A 16,162-nucleotide genomic window follows, 5' to 3' on the forward strand; every position below is an offset into this window, starting at 1 on the left:
TTCTGAAATACTCGTCACTTAAGACGTTGATGTTGGATGTAGGCCAGATAAGGCGTTTACGCCGTCATCCGGCAATTTACGCGAATTCTGCCGGATGGCGCTTCGCTTATCCGGCCTACAACTGAAATTTATTATTATTATTAGTTATCGCACCGAGCGCGGTGCATTTATGGGCAAGCTACATGTCGTATACACCGATGGGCGATCTCGGCCAGCAAGGGCTGTTTGATATCACCCGGACTCTTCTCCAACAACCCGATCTGGCCGCACTCAGCGAAACGCTGGCGCAGCTGGCAAAACAATCTGCGCTAGCGGACAGCGCGGCGATCATCCTGCTGCAGCCGGGAAACCACCGCGCGAGCTACCACGCCACGCACGAAGCGGGCCAACCGCTCGCCTATGAAGACGACAGCGCGCTGGCGAACGGCCCGGTCAGACGGCTGCTGTCTCGCCCCGACGCTCTGCACTGTAGCTACAGCGAGTTTCACGAAGCCTGGCCCCAGTTGGCCCACAGCGAGCTTTACTCGCCGTTCGGTCACTACTGTCTGCTGCCGCTGGCGGCGGAAGGACGCATCTTCGGCGGATGCGAGTTTATCCGCCAGAACGACCAGCCGTGGACGGAAAAAGAGTACCAGCGCCTGCACACCTTTACCCAGATTGTCGCCGTCGTCACCGAGCAGATCCAAAGCCGGGTGACTAACAACGTCGACTACGATCTGCTGTGCCGCGAGCGCGATAACTTCCGCATTCTGGTGGCGATTACTAACGCCGTGCTGTCACGCCTCGACATGGACGATCTGGTCGGCGCGGTAGCGAAAGAGATCCACTACTACTTCAATATCGATGCCATCAGCGTAGTACTGCGCGGTAACCGCAAAGGCAAGCTGAACATCTACTCGACGCACTACATCGACGTCAACGATCCGGTCCACGATCAGAGTGAAGTGAACGAGGCGGGCACACTGAGCGAACGCGTGTTCAAAAGCAAAGAGATGCTGATGCTCAACCTGCACGAGCAGGATAAACTTGCCCCATACGAACGCCAGCTGTTTGAGATGTGGGACGATCAAATTCAGACCCTGTGCCTGCTGCCGCTGATGTCCGGCGACAAAATGTTCGGCGTGCTGAAGCTTGCCCAGTGTGATGAAAAAGTCTTCTGCGCCGCCAACCTCAAGCTGCTCAAGCAGATTGCCGAGCGCGTGGCGATCGCCGTCGATAACGCCCTCGCCTACCAGGAAATTCATCGTCTGAAAGAGCGTCTGGTAGACGAGAATCTCGCGCTGACCGAACAGCTCAACAACGTTGACGGTGAGTTTGGCGAGATAATCGGCCGCAGCGAAGCAATGTACAACGTGCTTAAGCAGGTTGAGATGGTAGCGCCAAGCGACAGCACCGTGCTGATCCTCGGCGAAACCGGTACCGGTAAGGAGCTCATTGCCCGGGCTATTCACAACCTTAGCGGTCGCAGCGGCCGCCGAATGGTGAAGATGAACTGTGCGGCAATGCCGGCTGGCCTGCTGGAAAGCGACCTCTTCGGCCACGAGCGCGGCGCATTTACCGGTGCCAGCGCCCAGCGCATTGGCCGCTTTGAGCTGGCGGATAAAAGCTCTATGTTCCTCGATGAAGTGGGCGATATGCCGCTGGAGCTGCAGCCGAAACTGCTGCGCGTGTTGCAGGAGCAGGAGTTCGAACGCCTCGGCAGCAATAAGCTGATCCAGACCGACGTGCGCCTGATCGCCGCCACCAACCGCGATCTCAAACAGATGGTGCTGGATCGCGAATTCCGTAGCGATCTTTACTACCGCCTGAACGTCTTCCCGATCCACCTGCCGCCGCTGCGCGAGCGCCCGGAAGATATTCCGCTGCTGGTGAAAGCCTTCACCTTTAAAATCGCTCGACGTCTGGGGCGCAACATCGACAGCATTCCGGCGGAAACGCTGCGCACCTTAAGCCAGATGGAGTGGCCGGGTAACGTGCGCGAGCTGGAAAACGTGATTGAGCGTGCGGTGCTGTTGACCCGTGGCAGCGTGCTGCAGCTTTCTCTGCCGGAGCTGACCTTTGCCCACGAAGAGCCACCGGAGCCGATGCCACTACCGATGGCGGAAGCGCCGAAAGAGGGAGAGGACGAATATCAGCTGATTGTTCGGGTGTTGAAAGAGACCAACGGCGTAGTGGCCGGGGCGAAAGGCGCGGCGCAGCGTCTGGGGCTGAAGCGCACGACATTGCTCTCAAGAATGAAACGCCTGGGTATTGATAAAGATACGTTAACGTAAAAACTGTGGCTATACTGACCTCTGATTCGGTAACGAGTGAATGGAGGCAGTATCGTATGGCAGTTTCAGCACGTAACCAATTAACAGGCACCATCAGCGCAGTCTCAACCGGCGCGGTCAACGACGAAATCGAACTGACCCTACCGGGCGGCGCAAAGCTGGTAGCTATCGTCACTCACAGCAGTAAAGAAGCGCTGGGCCTGATCAATGGGAAGGAAGCCATTGCCCTGATTAAAGCCCCGTGGGTCACGCTGGCAACTGAAGACTGCGGTCTGAAATTCTCCGCCCGCAACCAGTTTGCCGGTGAAGTGACTCAGGTTACCGAAGGCGCAGTGAACGCCACCGTACATATCAAAACCGATGCTGGCTTTGAGATTGTTGCCGTGGTCACCAACGAAAGCCAGAGCGAGATGAAGCTGGCGAAGGGCAGCCGCGCGATTGCGCTGATCAAGGCTTCCGCGATCCTTATCGCCACCCGCGCGTAAGTTTTCCCCGGCGTCGCTGCGCTCGGCCGGGCTACGCGACGCCGTAATCATACCCACCTCACACCTTCTCGTTTCTCTATTTATGAAACACCGTTTTGTGAATACATTCCCGTTATCACGATTTAATGGATGATAAATAAGCGTTTTCCCCGTGGAGACGTCTATGATTCGCTTACCGCTGTCCGCCGCTCTGGCTCTGGCATTTTCCGTACAGACGGCTGTTGCCGCCCTACCCGTTTTTTCCATCTGGCCCGGTGGCGAAGCGCCCGGTGCTAAAAACAGCCCGGTGAGCTACGCGCTGGTTGAACGCAGCAAAGATCCAAATCTTCCGGACCGTGCCGTCACCGGCATCCGCGCCCCGGAAATCACCGTCTATGCCCCAGAGCACCCCAACGGCGTGGCGCTGCTGGTCACCCCCGGCGGCTCTTACCAGCGGGTGGTGCTGGATAAAGAAGGCAGCGATTTAGCCGCGCCGTTTAACGCCAAAGGCTACACGTTGTTTGTGATGACCTACCGCATGCCCGCCGATGGCCATGCCGAAGGGGCCAATGCGCCATTGGCTGACGCCCAGCGAGCGCTGCGCACCTTACGCGCCAACGCCGCAACCTGGCATATTGATCCGCAAAAAGTCGGCGTGATGGGCTTCTCGGCAGGTGGGCACGTGGCCGCAAGCCTGGAGACGCGCTATGACGAAACGGTTTATTCCCCACTCGATGCCGTCGATAAACAGAGCGCGCGCCCTGATTTCGTGGTGCTCGGCTACCCGGTAATTTCGATGGATAAAGCCATTGCTCACCCCGGCTCACGCACGGCGCTGATTGGCGACACGCCATCCGCCGAGCAGATTAAGCACTACTCTCCTGAACTGAATGTCACCGCACAAACGCCGCCAACCTTCCTGATGCACGCGGTGGATGACCCGTCGGTACCGGTCGATAACTCGCTAGTGATGTTCAACGCCCTGCGCGCGCACAACGTGCCGACTGAACTGCATCTGTTTGCCGAAGGGAAACACGGATTTGGTATTCGCGGGGCAAAAGGTCTGCCCGCCGCCGCATGGCCGGAGCTGGCGATGAACTGGATAGCTTCGCTGCGTTAGTCGCGCCTGATGGCGCTGCGCTTATCAGGCCTACAGCCTGCACGGACCTGTAGGCCGGATAAGGCAAAGCCGCCATCCGGCAATCAGGCTTATTACCCGGACAAAATTGAGATCTCATTTTTCCCTTTTGATCACAATAATCCAGTAAATCACCTCATTCTCTTCTGTCTCCCCGCCCCGCATTTGCCTAACGTAGATCCCATAACAAACGTCAGGTTAATCTCCCGAGGAGCCCGCAAAATGACTAATCGTATTCAGCGCCTGAAAGACGCCCTCTTTGCCAACCCGCGCGAAATCTCCCTTGAACGCGCGGTGCTCTACACCGAAAGCCATCGTCAGACCGACGGCGAGCCGGTGATGATTCGCCGCGCCAAAGCTACCGCCCATATTCTCGATAACGTCGCCATCAGCATTCGCGACGATGAACTGATTGCCGGCAACCGCACCATCAAACCACGCGCCGGGATTATGTCGCCGGAGATGGACCCGTACTGGCTGTTAAAAGAGCTGGACCAGTTCCCGACTCGCCCGCAGGACCGCTTCAATATCAGCGACGACGACAAGCGTCTGTACCGCGACGAACTGTTCCCGTACTGGGAAAAGCGCTCGATGAAGGACTTCATCAACGCCCAGATGACCGATGAAGTGAAAGCCGCCGTCAGCACGCAGATCTTCAGCGTCAACCAGACCGACAAAGGCCAGGGCCATATCATCATTGACTACCCGCGCCTGCTGAATAACGGCCTGAACGCGCTGGTCAATGAGATGCACGCCCACCTACGCGAACAGCCGGATAACCCCTTTTACCAGGCGGTGCTGATTCTGCTGGAGGCCTCCCAGCGCCACATCCTGCGCTACGCCGCGCTGGCCGATGAGATGGCAAGCGGCTGCAATGACCCGCAGCGTCGTCAGGAGCTGGAGACCATCGCCCGCATCTCGCGCCATAACGCCGGGCAAAAGCCGGAAAACTTCTGGCAGGCCAGCCAGCTGTTCTGGTACATGAACATCATTTTGCAGTATGAGTCCAACGCCAGCTCCATCTCGCTTGGCCGCTTTGACCAGTACATGCTGCCGTTCTGGCAAGCATCGCTGAACCACGGCGAAGACCCTACGTTTATGCAGGAATTGCTGGAGTCGCTGTGGGTGAAGTGCAACGATATCGTGCTGCTGCGTTCCACCAGCAGCGCCCGCTACTTCGCAGGCTTCCCAACCGGCTACACCGCCCTGCTCGGCGGCCTGACCGAGAACGGCCGCAGCGCGGTGAACATCCTCTCCTTTACCTGTCTGGACGCCTACCAGAACGTACGCCTGCCGCAGCCGAACCTTGGCGTGCGGGTCAACGAGCTGATTGACCGCCCGTTCCTGCGCAAAACCGCCGAAACCGTGCGCCTCGGCACCGGCATTCCGCAGATTTTCAACGATGAGGTGGTGGTCCCGGCGTTCCTTAACCGCGGCGTGTCGCTGGAAGATGCGCGGGATTATGCAGTGGTCGGCTGCGTCGAGCTGTCGATTCCCGGGCGTACTTACGGCTTGCATGACATCGCCATGTTCAACCTGCTGAAGGTGATGGAAATCGTCATGCACGAGCACGAAGGCGATGAGCAACTCACCTACGACAGCCTGCTGGCGAGCATTCGCGACAAGATTCGTCACTACATTAAGCTGATGGTCGAAGGCAGCAATATCTGCGATATCGGCCACCGCGACTGGGCGCCGGTGCCGCTGCTCTCCTCGTTCGTTGAAGACTGCATTGCCAACGGCAAAGACATTACCGACGGCGGCGCGCGCTACAACTTCTCCGGCGTGCAGGGCATCGGTATTGCCAACCTGAGCGATTCGCTGCATGCGCTAAAAGGGATGGTGTTCGACCAGCAGCGCATGAGCTTTGATGAACTGCTGGCGGTGCTGAAAGCTAACTTCGCCACGCCGGAGGGCGAAAAGGTTCGCGCACGGCTGATGAACCGCTTTGAGAAATACGGTAACGACATCGACGATGTTGATAACATCAGCGCCGATCTGCTGCGTTTTTACTGCAAAGAGGTGGAAAAATACCGTAACCCGCGCGGCGGCCAGTTTACGCCAGGCTCCTATACTGTTTCCGCCCACGTGCCGCTGGGGTCGGTGGTTGGCGCAACGCCGGACGGGCGTTTCGCCGGGGAACAGCTGGCGGATGGCGGGCTGTCGCCGATGGTTGGCCAGGATGGTCAGGGGCCTACGGCGGTGCTGAAATCGGTGAGCAAGCTGGATAACTTCCTGCTCTCCAACGGCACGTTGCTGAACGTCAAGTTCACCCCGGCGACGCTGGAGGGGGAAAGCGGCCTCAACAAGCTGGCAGATTTCCTGCACGCCTTTACCAAGCTCAAGCTCCAGCATATTCAGTTCAACGTGGTGAACGCCGAAACCCTGCGCGAAGCCCAGCAGCGCCCGCAGGATTTCGCCGGGCTGGTGGTGCGCGTGGCGGGCTACAGCGCCTTCTTTGTCGAGCTGTCGAAGGAGATTCAGGATGACATTATCCGCCGCACCGCGCATCAGCTGTGAGGTGATTGAGGCGCGCGCCGACACGGCGCGCATTTTCAATATCCAGCGCTATTCGCTTAACGACGGCCAGGGCATCCGCACGGTGGTGTTCTTTAAAGGCTGCCCGCATACCTGCCCGTGGTGCGCCAACCCGGAGTCGATGTCGCCGAAAATCGAGACCGTGCGCCGGGAGAGCAAGTGCCTGCACTGCGCCACCTGTTTGCAGGATGCCGAGGAGTGCCCGTCCGGGGCGTGGGAACATATTGGCCGCGACGTGACGCTGGAATCTCTCGAACGGGAAGTGCTCAAAGATGAGGTGTTTTTCCGCGCGTCGGGCGGAGGCGTGACGCTCTCCGGCGGCGAGGTGCTGATGCAGGCCGAGTTTGCCACCCGCTTTTTGCAGCGCCTCAAACAGTGGGGTATTCGCACCGCCATTGAAACCGCAGGTGATTCCTCCCCTCGCCGCCTGCTGCCGCTGGCGCGGGCGTGCGATGAGGTGCTGTTCGATCTCAAAATCATGGACTGCGCGCAGGCGCGTCAGGTGCTCAGCATGAACCAGCCGCGGGTGCTGGAGAACTTTCGCCTGCTGGTCGCCGAAGGGATTAAGGTGATTCCGCGGCTGCCGCTGATCCCCGGTTACACCCTCAGCACCGAAAACGTCGCGCAGATTCTGGCGTTTCTGGCGCCGCTGCCGGTTGAGGAAGTGCATCTGCTGCCGTTCCATCAGTACGGTGAGCCGAAGTATTCCCGGCTGGAGCGCGAGTGGGCGATGGCGGGGATAAAAGCACCGGAAGCCGAAGAGATTGCGCCGATTCAGGCGATGGTGGAGCAGGCGGGGTATCGGGTGGTGGTGGGAGGTTAACGATTCCAGACCGCATCGAACAGTCCCCTCGCCCCTTTGGGGAGAGGGTTAGGGTGAGGGGAAACAGGCCAGCGCAGTGATAAACCCTCACCCCAACCCTCTCCCTTAGAAAGGGAGAGGGGGCCGTCCGTGCTGATACGTTAAACTTTTATTCCACATCCAACAGCCACTTCTGCGCCGGGGTCAACCGGCTCGCCGTTTCCGGGGTTAACCAGCGGCGCTGATCCTGCTGCGCCGTATCCGCCCGGTCGATATACAGCCCGTGCAGCACGCGGCGGCGAGAGCCTTCGCGGTTGGTAGTGCCGCCGTGCCAGGCGTGGGCGTTGTAGATCATCACGCTGCCTGCCGGCGCCTCAAAAATCACCTCATCCGGATGCGGCAGCCCCACATCCTCCAGCACATCTTCCGGCAACTCCGGGCGCAGATGGGTCGCCGGAATAATGCGCGGTGCGCCGTTGGCGGCATAGAGATCGTCAATCGCCCAGATGGTGTTGACCAGGTGAACCTTCGGGAAATCCGGACGCGGCTTTTTCCAGTCGGCATGCAGCGGCTGATGACCACCGTTGTACAGCGCCTCGCGGGCGTTGAGGCTGGAGATTTTAAACTCGCCCTCAAAGATATAGCGGCACGCCGACAAAATCAGCGGATGCGACCACACCTTCTCCCACACCACGCCCTTATTGACGAGGTTCGCCACGCGCGTCGCCGTCTCTTCCTGGTGGTGCTCTACCGCCAGGTTCTCCCCTTCTTTCTCCACCAGATAGTCAATCCGTTCGCGCATCGCCGCCAGCCAGTCGGCATCCGCCACGCCGTGGACTATGGTGTAACCCTGAGTATCCAGTTCATGTTTCATTGTCGCTGACAGTTCGCCACTCGCGCCCAGCGCCTCCAGCCAGAATGCCGCTTGCTTGTCCATACCGCCCTCTCTTTTGTTAACCATTTCACAACATGTATGAAAAGTTACTGCACGAGCGGCCGCCATTCTGTATGAGATAGCTACACAACACTGGATTTTTGTGTACAGCAAAATAAAGTGTGATGAGATTCAAAATCCAGAATAATAACCAGGACATGAGCATGTCAGAGCAATCCCTCGTCCCCGTGCTGGAGCAACTGCTTGCCCGGCAAAGTGACCTTGTCGTGCGGTTTCCGCAAACCTCGCAGCCCGCGCCGGAGCTGGCGATGAGCGTGTCGTTTCCCCGTCTGGAGATCGTGCTGGAAGGCGAGCTTGCCGACGGCTGCCTGAGCGCGCCGCTGGGCCCGCTACAGGCGCTCTATCTGCCCGGTGACCGCTGGAACGCCCCGCAGTGGCAAGGCCCGGCCACCACGTTAAGCATTCTGTTCAGCAAGCAGAAGCTGGGCTTCAGCCTGCAGCGCTTTGACGGCAAAAAATTCGTGGAGATCCGTAAGCAGCACGTGGCGCGGCTGGGGCCGCGAGTGGGATCGTATCTGCTGCTGGCGATGAACGAACTGGCTATTCGCCCGGTGATGCCCACGGCGCAGATAGTGCTGAGCGGGCTGCTGAGCCACTGTATCGATCAGCTCACCCATCTGGCGGATACCGTGAGTAAGAGCAAAGAGCTGTTTCTCGCCGTTCAGGAATATATCGACGAGCATGCCGCCGAGGCGCTCAGCCGGGAGACGGTGGCGAAGAAGTTCCACATCACGCCGAACTACCTGTCACACCTGTTTCAGAAGTCCGGTTCGGTGGGATTCAATGAGTATCTGACCGCCGTGCGGCTTGAGCTGGCAAAGAAATTACTGCGCGGGTACGAGATGAAAATCAAAGAGATAGCCCACCACTGCGGCTTTGAGGACAGCAACTATTTTTGCCGGATTTTCCGTAAGCACACGGCGCGTTCGCCGTCGGAATATCGCCGTCACTGCCGCACGATGTAGCTATTTTTTCGGGCGATATTTTTCCGGCAGCTCCGGCACCGGGCGACGGTCGTCAATCAGATGGCGGATGGTCAAAATCGGATGACGCCACAGCATACGCGGGCCTGCCCAGCGCATTATCTGCTTCATCTCTTCGCGTTTGGCGGGCTGATAGCAGTGAACCGGGCACTGCTTGCAGGCCGGTTTTTCCTCGCCAAACACGCATTTATCCAGTCGTTTATCGGCATAGGCATTCAGCGCCTGGTAGTGTTCTGCATCGTCCTGTGCCTGCGGGCAGCGTTGCTGATAAAGCGCAATCATGCTGCGGATGGTCCGTTTTTCCCGGTCGATGCGTTTGCCTGCCATAGCCTGTTCCTCACCAATAAAGATGCATTAATAATACACGTTTAATGGCGCTTTCGCAGCCGCTTTATGCCTCGTGTTTGTCTACGTGGCCCAGCGGTTTTTCCGGGAAGCAGACATCACGCACCCGGCGTTTCAGCTCGGCGGCATCCGGGAAACCCTCGTCACGTTTGCGATCCCAGATAAGCTCCTCACCGACGGTAATAGTAAAAATCCCACCGGTGCCGGGCACCAGCGTCACCGAGGCGATATCGGTACTGAAGGTGTGCAACAGCTCCTGCGCCATCCAGCTGGCGCGCAGCATCCAGTTGCACTGGGAACAGTAGGTGACCGTAATGGCGGCTTTCTGCGTCATGGTGTTCTCGCGATAGGTTTAAAGCGTAAGTGTAAACAAATTGTTGCATGCGGTGATATTTATTTGCAAACTTTATTGCAAATGATAATCCCTATCATTACTATTCGCATCACATTAAAACGGAGTCGTTCGAAGCGCTTAAGGAAAAGCCGACTTCTGGAAGTAGCGAGTGAGCCAATACTAATAACGAAGAAAGGCATGGCAACTATGTACAAATCCATTCAATCAGAGGCGTGGCGCAAAAAAAGCCTGCTGGTAACCTCTTTGCTCGCGGCGATGTATCAGACCTCCGCCGTTGCGGCTGACACACAGGACAAAACCGCTGCCGTCGATACAGCAGAGCAGATGACCGTCACGGCGCCCGCTCCGGTACTAAAGTCAGGCAATCAACACGCCATTAGCGCGCAGGAACTGCAGGACAAAGGGGCCAACGACTTTGGCTCCATCATGCGTTATGAACCCCTGATTGGCGCGACCGGCTCCAGCGGCGGCTCTGGCAACGGCAAAAGCGGCTTCGACCGCGGCGGCTACACCGGCTACAACATTCGCGGGCTCGAGAGCAACCGCGTCGGTATCGACGTGGACGGTATCGCCCAGCCAAACGCCACCGGCCGTAGCTACGTGAGCCGCGCGGGGCAAAACACCTTCGGTATTGGCCGTGACTATATTGACCCGTACATGTACGGCAGTGTCGATATTCAGTCCGGCGCGACCGACACCGAAACCGCCAACTCTTCCATCGGCGGTAACGTCTCCTTCCAGCCAAAATCGGCGGACGACTATCTGCACCCGGGCAAAACCAGCGCCTTTAGCTACCGCAGCGGTTACGACTCCGCTGACCGCAGCTGGCACAACGGCCTGACGGCAGCGGGCGGTGATGAAACCCTGCGCGGGATTTTCGTCTACAGCCGTCGCGATGGTCAGGAGACCACCACCAATAGCTCAAGCGTCGACGCCTTCCCGGCAAACTGGCACTCCGATGCGTTTATGACCTCGGGGATCTGGCAACCAAACGATCAGCATAAACTGACCAGCACCCTCGATTACTACCATAAAACCAACCATACCCATTACGACGTCTGGAACGACAGCGGCAGCAAGACCATTGGCAACGCGCAGCAGACCAGCCAGACCCGTCGCTGGGGGCTGAGCCTGAAAGATGACTGGACGCCGATGAACGACTTCATCGACAGCATGTCCACCAAGGTGTACTACCAGCACACCGAAGCGCACGACCAGACCTACATGCCGGACAGCTTCACCAATACCATGGAAACGGTCTACTCGAATTACGACACCGATACCTGGGGTATGCAGACGGCGCTGGCAAAAACCCTTGGCCGCCACGACCTGAGCGCCGGCTTTAACGCCAGCACCACTAAAACCCAGCGTCCGTTCAGCCAGTCGCCGATCCCGAGCGTCTTCAGCGAGATCATGCAGCCGGAAGCAGACAGCCGTGAATACACGATCGCCGGCTTCCTGCAGGATCAGATCAACTTCGATCTCGACGGCCATAACGCTGCGGTGATCCCGGGCGTCCGCGTGGTGCATCAGTCCACCAAGCCTGAGAACCTTAGCAGCCTGACCACTAACAGCACGGTGCTGACGGAGTCGTCGGTTTCTAATCTGTATGGCAAAAATTCAGATACTCAGGCGCTGCCGTCGCTGACCTTCCAGTACGACATCACGCCGCGCATGATGACCTATCTGCAGTACAAACGCGGCGCGGAGTTCCCGAACACCAGCCAGCTGTACGGCTCATGGAACCTCGGCTCCAGCTACGCGGGCCGCGGCCAGTACGCACTGATCGGCAATACCGATCTGAAAACCGAGACCAGCGACAACTTCGAGTGGGGCATGAAGGGCGAGGTGACCGAAGGGATCACCATGCGTACCGCGCTGTTCTACAACAGCTATAAAAACTTTATCGCTTACACCCGTTACACTCGCTCAAACAACCCGGGCCAGTTCACTAACGTACCGTCAAACATCTACACCATTTATCAGGCGGAAAACCGCGATAAAGCCTATATCTACGGCGGTGAGATCAGCGCGAAGTTCAACTTCGGCACCTGGTTTGAGCAGGTTGATGGCCTGAGCGCCACCCTCGCCTACGGCTACAGTGAAGGGCAGTCGAAGTCCAGCTACAACGGCGACAAATATGTTGACCTTGATAGCGTTGCGCCAATGAAAGCCATCGTCGGCGTGGCGTGGGATGACCCGTCTAAAGTTTACGGTACCGCGCTGACCGCCACCTTCGTGAAAGGCAAACGCGCTACCGCCACCAACCGTGAAAGCTACACCAACACCGGCAGTGCGCTGACCGATTCCACCAGCGAATACATGCGCGTTCCTGGCTACGGCATGCTCGACTGGACGGCCTACTGGCGCGTGGCGAAGAACGTCCGCATCAACGGCGGCGTGTATAACCTGACCGACCGTAAATACTGGGACTACCTGAGCAGCCGCAACATTGAAACGTCCACCAACCAGGACGCCAATGATAAATCGCTGGCGGTCATGCCGGGCCGCACCTGGCAGTTGGGCGTTAACGTCGATTTCTGATAACAACATCAATGAAACCTGCCCCCGGCCGCTGGCCGGGGTAATTATAAGGAAGAGAGCTATGCAAAACGTAACAACCGAACTGTGGCAGCGCTATCAGGATGTTAAAGCCAGCGGCACCGCCAAATATGCCCGCGACATCGCCGCCGTGATGGGTATCAGCGAAGCGGAGCTAACCGAAGCGCGCATCGGCCACGATGCCGTTCGCCTGCAGGATAACGCCCGCGCAATTCTCACCGCGCTTGAAAGCGTGGGTGAAACCAAATGCATCTGCCGCAACGAATATGCAGTTCACGAGCAGGTTGGCGCCTTCACCCACCAGCACCTCGACGGCCATGCAGGCCTGGTGCTGAACCCGCGCGCGCTGGATCTGCGCCTGTTCCTGAGCCAGTGGGCGAGCGCGTTCCACGTCAACGATCAGGGTCGCGAAAGTATTCAGTTCTTTGATCCGCACGGCGACGCGGTGCTGAAGGTTTATACCACCGATGCCACGGACAGTGCGGCCTGGCAGGCGCTGATTGCCGAACAGACGCAATCAAACCCAACGCCGCTGACCCTGCGCCCGGTAGAAAATGCCCGCTACGCCGAGACGGCAGACGGTGCGGCGCTGGAAAAAGAGTGGCGCGCGATGACCGACGTCCATCAGTTCTTCGTGCTGCTGCGCAAATACAACCTCTCACGCCAGCAGGCTTTCCGCCTGGTGAGCGATGACCTGGCCTGCCGTATCGACACCGAGGCCCTGCCTCGCCTGCTGGAAACCATCCAACAGGACGGCAACGAATTTATGATTTTCGTCGGCAACCGCGGCTGCGTGCAGATCTTCACCGGAACGCTGGAGAAGCTGACGCCAATGCGCGGCTGGATCAACATCTTCAACAGCACCTTCACCCTGCATCTGCGCGAAGAAACCATCGACGAAGTGTGGGTAACCCGTAAACCAACCGTGGACGGCCACGTCACCAGCGTGGAGCTGTTTGCCAAAGACGGCACCCAGATTGCGCAGCTGTACGGCCAGCGCAGCGAAGGTCACCCGGAGCAAACGCAATGGCGCAGCCAGGTGGATAGCCTGACGGCAGAAGGCCAGACCGTATGAAACGCCTGCTGATACTGTTAGCCGCGCTACCGCTGTTCTCCAGCGCCGCCGAGCGCATTATCACCCTTGGCGGCGACGTGACTGAAATCGTCTACGCGCTGGACGCGCAGTCTCAGCTGGTGGCACGCGATAGCACCAGTACCTCGCCGGCGGCAGCGCAATCGCTGCCGGACGTCGGCTACCTTCGCCAGCTCAGCACTGAAGGCATTCTCTCGCTGCGCCCGACGCTGGTCCTTGCCAGCAGCCAGGCGCAACCGTCGCTGGTGCTGCAAAAAGTGGAAGGCAGCAAGGTGAAGGTGGTGAACGTGCCGGGCGGCTATGATGCAACGGCGATGGACAACAAAGTTCGGGTGATTGCCGACGCGTTGGGCAAACAGACGCAGGGTGAAGCGCTGCGTAAAACGCTGCACGACGATATGGCGAAAATCCCGGCGCAGCCGCTGAACAAGCGCGTGCTGTTTATCCTCAGCCACGGCGGCTCCGGCGCGCTGGTGGCCGGCCAGCAAACGGCGGCAGACGGCGCCATCACGCTGGCTGGCTTACAGAACGCTATGCAGGGCTTTGACCACTACCGCACCATGTCACAGGAAGGGGTCATTGCCAGCCTGCCGGACCTGGTGGTGATCTCCGCTGATGGCCTGAAAGGTATGGGCGGCGAAGCGGCGCTGTGGAAGCTGCCGGGGCTGGCGCAAACGCCTGCCGGGCGCAACAAGCAGGTGCTGGTGATTGACGATATGGCGCTGCTGGGCTTCGGCCCGCGCACGCCGCAGGCGCTGCAACAGCTGCGCCAGAAAGCGGAGCAGCTGCACTGATGAACGGCACCGCCTCACGTCAGCTGTGGCTGATGGTGCTGCTACTCGTTGCCCTGACGCTGTTTGCCACCACGCTCGGCGCCATGCGCCTGCCGCTGGCGAGCATCTGGCCGTCGGGCGATGAGGTGCTGCGCCATATCTGGCTCACCATCCGCTTGCCACGCGTTCTGCTGGCGCTGCTGGTTGGCAGCGCGCTGGCGCTCTCCGGCTGCGTGATGCAGGGGCTGTTTCGCAACCCGCTGGCGGACCCGGGCCTGCTCGGGATCAGCAGCGGCGCGGCGCTGGCGGTGTCATTCTGGGTGGTGCTGCCGATTTCGGTGCCTGTGCTGGTGGCGCTCTACGCGCCGATGCTGGCGGCGTTTATCGGCAGCCTGGCGGTGATGGCGGTGATTTTTGTCCTCAGCAAAGCGGGAGACGGTTCGCTCTCCCGCCTGCTGCTGGTCGGGATTGCGATTAACGCCCTGTGCGGTGCGCTGGTAGGCATGCTGTCGTGGATTAGCAACGACACGCAGCTTCGCCAGATGTCGCTATGGGGCATGGGCAGCCTGGGGCAGGCCGAGTGGCCGACGCTGCTGGTTGCCGCCACGCTGATTATCCCCGCCTCGCTGGTGGTCTGGTGGACGGCGGCGCGCCTGAACCTGCTCCAGTTGGGTGATGAAGAGGCGCACTACCTCGGCGTTAACGTGCGGGTGCTGCAACGGCTGCTGCTGCTGTGCAGCGCGGTGCTGGTGGCGGCCTCGGTGGCGATAAGCGGCGTCATTGGTTTTATTGGGCTGGTGGTGCCGCACCTGATGCGGATGTGGCTGGGGCCGGATCACCGGGGGCTAATCCCTGGTTCTCTGCTGGCGGGGGCGATTTTACTGCTGATTGCCGACACCCTCGCGCGCACCATCGCCGCGCCTGCCGAAATGCCGGTTGGCCTGCTGACCAGCCTGCTCGGCGCACCGTGGTTCCTGTGGCTTATTTTCCGCCAGGAGAGGGGGATGCGTGGATAACCAGTACCTTGCTCGTTCGCTATCGCTGAAGCTCGGTAAACGCCGGGTGATTGATGACGTTTCGCTGTCGCTGCGCCCCGGCGAAGTGACGGCCCTGATTGGCCCTAACGGCGCAGGAAAATCGACCCTGCTGCGGCTGCTGACCGGGTTTTTAACCGCCGACAGCGGCGAGCAGCATATCGAAGGCAAAGCGCTTAGCGCCTGGTCCGCCCCCGCCCTCTCCCACCGCCGGGCGGTGATGCTGCAGCGCACGCAGCTTAACGCCAACTGGCCGGTAGAAACGGTGATTGCGATGGGCCGCGCGCCGTGGGGCACAGAGGTTGACCCGGCGCTGATTGCGCGGGTGATGGCCGAAACCGGCTGTACGCATCTGGCAGGCCGCCTTTATCCGGCGCTTTCCGGCGGCGAACAGCAGCGCGTGCAGCTGGCGCGCAGCCTCGCGCAGCTGTGGTGTGACGATGGCCCGCAGGGCTGGCTGTTCCTGGATGAGCCCACCTCGGCGCTGGATCTTTACTATCAACAGCATCTGCTGCGGCTGCTGAAAAAGCTGACCCGACGCGGCAAGCTGCATGTTTGTATCGTGCTGCACGACCTCAACCTCGCCGCGCTGTGGGCCGACACGATACTGCTGCTGCATCAGGGAAGACTGGTGGCGCAGGGCACGCCGCAGGAGGTGATTCAGCAATCGGTGATTCACCGTTGGTACGGCGCGGAAATTGCGATGCGCCAGCACCCGGAAGCGGCAGTGCCGCAGATTTATCTGACACCTTAATAAATATCCTCCGGCATAGCCGGAGGTTTTTCTGATGCGCCTATAAGGCTCTCTTACCAGCCGCGCCCTAACAGGCGCATACGATCTGACATT

14 protein-coding genes are annotated in these 16,162 nt (G+C 59.3%); 11 read left to right on the plus strand and 3 right to left on the minus strand.

What is annotated here, in order from left to right; translation table 11 throughout:
• Positions 1 to 182: 182 nt before the first annotated feature.
• The 5 genes from flhA (at position 183) to ACLGE8_RS17625 (ending at position 7,236) form a co-directional block, all read left to right on the plus strand.
• A complete protein-coding gene (gene flhA / locus ACLGE8_RS17605; RefSeq protein ID WP_411000106.1) occupies positions 183 to 2,273 on the plus strand; it encodes a formate hydrogenlyase transcriptional activator FlhA in 2,091 nt (696 codons plus the stop codon).
• A gap of 56 nt (positions 2,274 to 2,329) precedes the next feature.
• Positions 2,330 to 2,758: a TOBE domain-containing protein gene (locus tag ACLGE8_RS17610; protein ID WP_411000107.1), complete on the plus strand. Its 429-nt coding sequence runs from the start codon at positions 2,330 to 2,332 to the stop codon at positions 2,756 to 2,758.
• Between the two features lie 163 nt (positions 2,759 to 2,921).
• Positions 2,922 to 3,857, plus strand: a complete 936-nt coding sequence (locus tag ACLGE8_RS17615; RefSeq protein ID WP_411000108.1) for an alpha/beta hydrolase — start codon at positions 2,922 to 2,924, stop codon at positions 3,855 to 3,857.
• Positions 3,858 to 4,097: 240 nt separating this feature from the next.
• The gene (locus ACLGE8_RS17620) at positions 4,098 to 6,395 is read left to right on the plus strand and encodes a formate C-acetyltransferase (protein WP_411000109.1); all 2,298 of its coding nucleotides are present in this window, start codon (positions 4,098 to 4,100) and stop codon (positions 6,393 to 6,395) included.
• On the plus strand, positions 6,361 to 7,236 hold the full coding sequence (locus ACLGE8_RS17625; RefSeq protein WP_411000110.1) for a [formate-C-acetyltransferase]-activating enzyme: 876 nt from the start codon (positions 6,361 to 6,363) through the stop codon (positions 7,234 to 7,236). Before ACLGE8_RS17620 ends, ACLGE8_RS17625 begins: the two co-directional genes overlap by 35 nt.
• A 148-nt stretch (positions 7,237 to 7,384) precedes the next feature.
• Here the strand turns inward: ACLGE8_RS17625 and ACLGE8_RS17630 are convergent, their stop codons facing one another.
• A complete protein-coding gene (locus tag ACLGE8_RS17630; RefSeq protein WP_123650577.1) occupies positions 7,385 to 8,152 on the minus strand; it encodes a phytanoyl-CoA dioxygenase family protein in 768 nt (255 codons plus the stop codon).
• Between the two features lie 161 nt (positions 8,153 to 8,313).
• On the opposite strand from ACLGE8_RS17630, the gene ACLGE8_RS17635 reads away from it, so the two are divergent.
• Positions 8,314 to 9,135 carry a helix-turn-helix transcriptional regulator gene (locus ACLGE8_RS17635; protein WP_411000111.1) on the plus strand — a complete coding sequence of 274 codons (822 nt, stop codon included), beginning with the start codon at positions 8,314 to 8,316 and terminating at the stop codon, positions 9,133 to 9,135.
• On the opposite strand, the gene ACLGE8_RS17640 is transcribed toward ACLGE8_RS17635, so the two are convergent.
• Positions 9,136 to 9,480 (minus strand): nitrous oxide-stimulated promoter family protein, encoded by a 345-nt coding sequence (locus ACLGE8_RS17640; protein ID WP_333496681.1) that lies wholly within the window; start codon positions 9,478 to 9,480, stop codon positions 9,136 to 9,138.
• 64 nt (positions 9,481 to 9,544) lie between these two features.
• On the minus strand, positions 9,545 to 9,832 hold the full coding sequence (locus ACLGE8_RS17645; RefSeq protein WP_185668032.1) for a SelT/SelW/SelH family protein: 288 nt from the start codon (positions 9,830 to 9,832) through the stop codon (positions 9,545 to 9,547).
• Positions 9,833 to 10,039: 207 nt separating this feature from the next.
• Between ACLGE8_RS17645 and ACLGE8_RS17650 the strand changes: the two genes are divergently transcribed.
• The 5 genes from ACLGE8_RS17650 (at position 10,040) to ACLGE8_RS17670 (ending at position 16,069) form a co-directional block, all read left to right on the plus strand.
• Positions 10,040 to 12,397: a TonB-dependent receptor domain-containing protein gene (locus ACLGE8_RS17650; protein ID WP_411000113.1), complete on the plus strand. Its 2,358-nt coding sequence runs from the start codon at positions 10,040 to 10,042 to the stop codon at positions 12,395 to 12,397.
• Between the two features lie 61 nt (positions 12,398 to 12,458).
• Positions 12,459 to 13,490, plus strand: coding sequence for a hemin-degrading factor (locus ACLGE8_RS17655; protein ID WP_411000115.1), 1,032 nt, complete (start codon positions 12,459 to 12,461; stop codon positions 13,488 to 13,490).
• Positions 13,487 to 14,302, plus strand: a complete 816-nt coding sequence (locus ACLGE8_RS17660) for a hemin ABC transporter substrate-binding protein (protein ID WP_411000116.1) — start codon at positions 13,487 to 13,489, stop codon at positions 14,300 to 14,302. Before ACLGE8_RS17655 ends, ACLGE8_RS17660 begins: the two co-directional genes overlap by 4 nt.
• A complete protein-coding gene (locus tag ACLGE8_RS17665) occupies positions 14,302 to 15,297 on the plus strand; it encodes a FecCD family ABC transporter permease (protein WP_411000117.1) in 996 nt (331 codons plus the stop codon). Before ACLGE8_RS17660 ends, ACLGE8_RS17665 begins: the two co-directional genes overlap by 1 nt.
• Positions 15,290 to 16,069 (plus strand): heme ABC transporter ATP-binding protein, encoded by a 780-nt coding sequence (locus ACLGE8_RS17670; RefSeq protein WP_411000118.1) that lies wholly within the window; start codon positions 15,290 to 15,292, stop codon positions 16,067 to 16,069. Before ACLGE8_RS17665 ends, ACLGE8_RS17670 begins: the two co-directional genes overlap by 8 nt.
• Positions 16,070 to 16,162 lie beyond the last annotated feature (93 nt).

This window comes from Kluyvera sp. 142486 (assembly GCF_046569695.1).
Taxonomy (GTDB): domain Bacteria; phylum Pseudomonadota; class Gammaproteobacteria; order Enterobacterales; family Enterobacteriaceae; genus Kluyvera.

Coding starts and splice junctions, on each gene's coding strand:
- ACLGE8_RS17655 (WP_411000115.1), top strand. CDS start 12,459: ATGCAAAACGTAACAACCGAACTGTGGCAGCGCTATCAGGATGTTAAA.
- ACLGE8_RS17615 (WP_411000108.1), top strand. CDS start 2,922: ATGATTCGCTTACCGCTGTCCGCCGCTCTGGCTCTGGCATTTTCCGTA.
- ACLGE8_RS17665 (WP_411000117.1), top strand. CDS start 14,302: ATGAACGGCACCGCCTCACGTCAGCTGTGGCTGATGGTGCTGCTACTC.
- ACLGE8_RS17620 (WP_411000109.1), top strand. CDS start 4,098: ATGACTAATCGTATTCAGCGCCTGAAAGACGCCCTCTTTGCCAACCCG.
- ACLGE8_RS17645 (WP_185668032.1), bottom strand. CDS start 9,832: ATGACGCAGAAAGCCGCCATTACGGTCACCTACTGTTCCCAGTGCAAC.
- ACLGE8_RS17640 (WP_333496681.1), bottom strand. CDS start 9,480: ATGGCAGGCAAACGCATCGACCGGGAAAAACGGACCATCCGCAGCATG.
- ACLGE8_RS17650 (WP_411000113.1), top strand. CDS start 10,040: ATGTACAAATCCATTCAATCAGAGGCGTGGCGCAAAAAAAGCCTGCTG.
- flhA (WP_411000106.1), top strand. CDS start 183: ATGTCGTATACACCGATGGGCGATCTCGGCCAGCAAGGGCTGTTTGAT.
- ACLGE8_RS17660 (WP_411000116.1), top strand. CDS start 13,487: ATGAAACGCCTGCTGATACTGTTAGCCGCGCTACCGCTGTTCTCCAGC.
- ACLGE8_RS17630 (WP_123650577.1), bottom strand. CDS start 8,152: ATGGACAAGCAAGCGGCATTCTGGCTGGAGGCGCTGGGCGCGAGTGGC.
- ACLGE8_RS17625 (WP_411000110.1), top strand. CDS start 6,361: ATGACATTATCCGCCGCACCGCGCATCAGCTGTGAGGTGATTGAGGCG.
- ACLGE8_RS17635 (WP_411000111.1), top strand. CDS start 8,314: ATGTCAGAGCAATCCCTCGTCCCCGTGCTGGAGCAACTGCTTGCCCGG.
- ACLGE8_RS17610 (WP_411000107.1), top strand. CDS start 2,330: ATGGCAGTTTCAGCACGTAACCAATTAACAGGCACCATCAGCGCAGTC.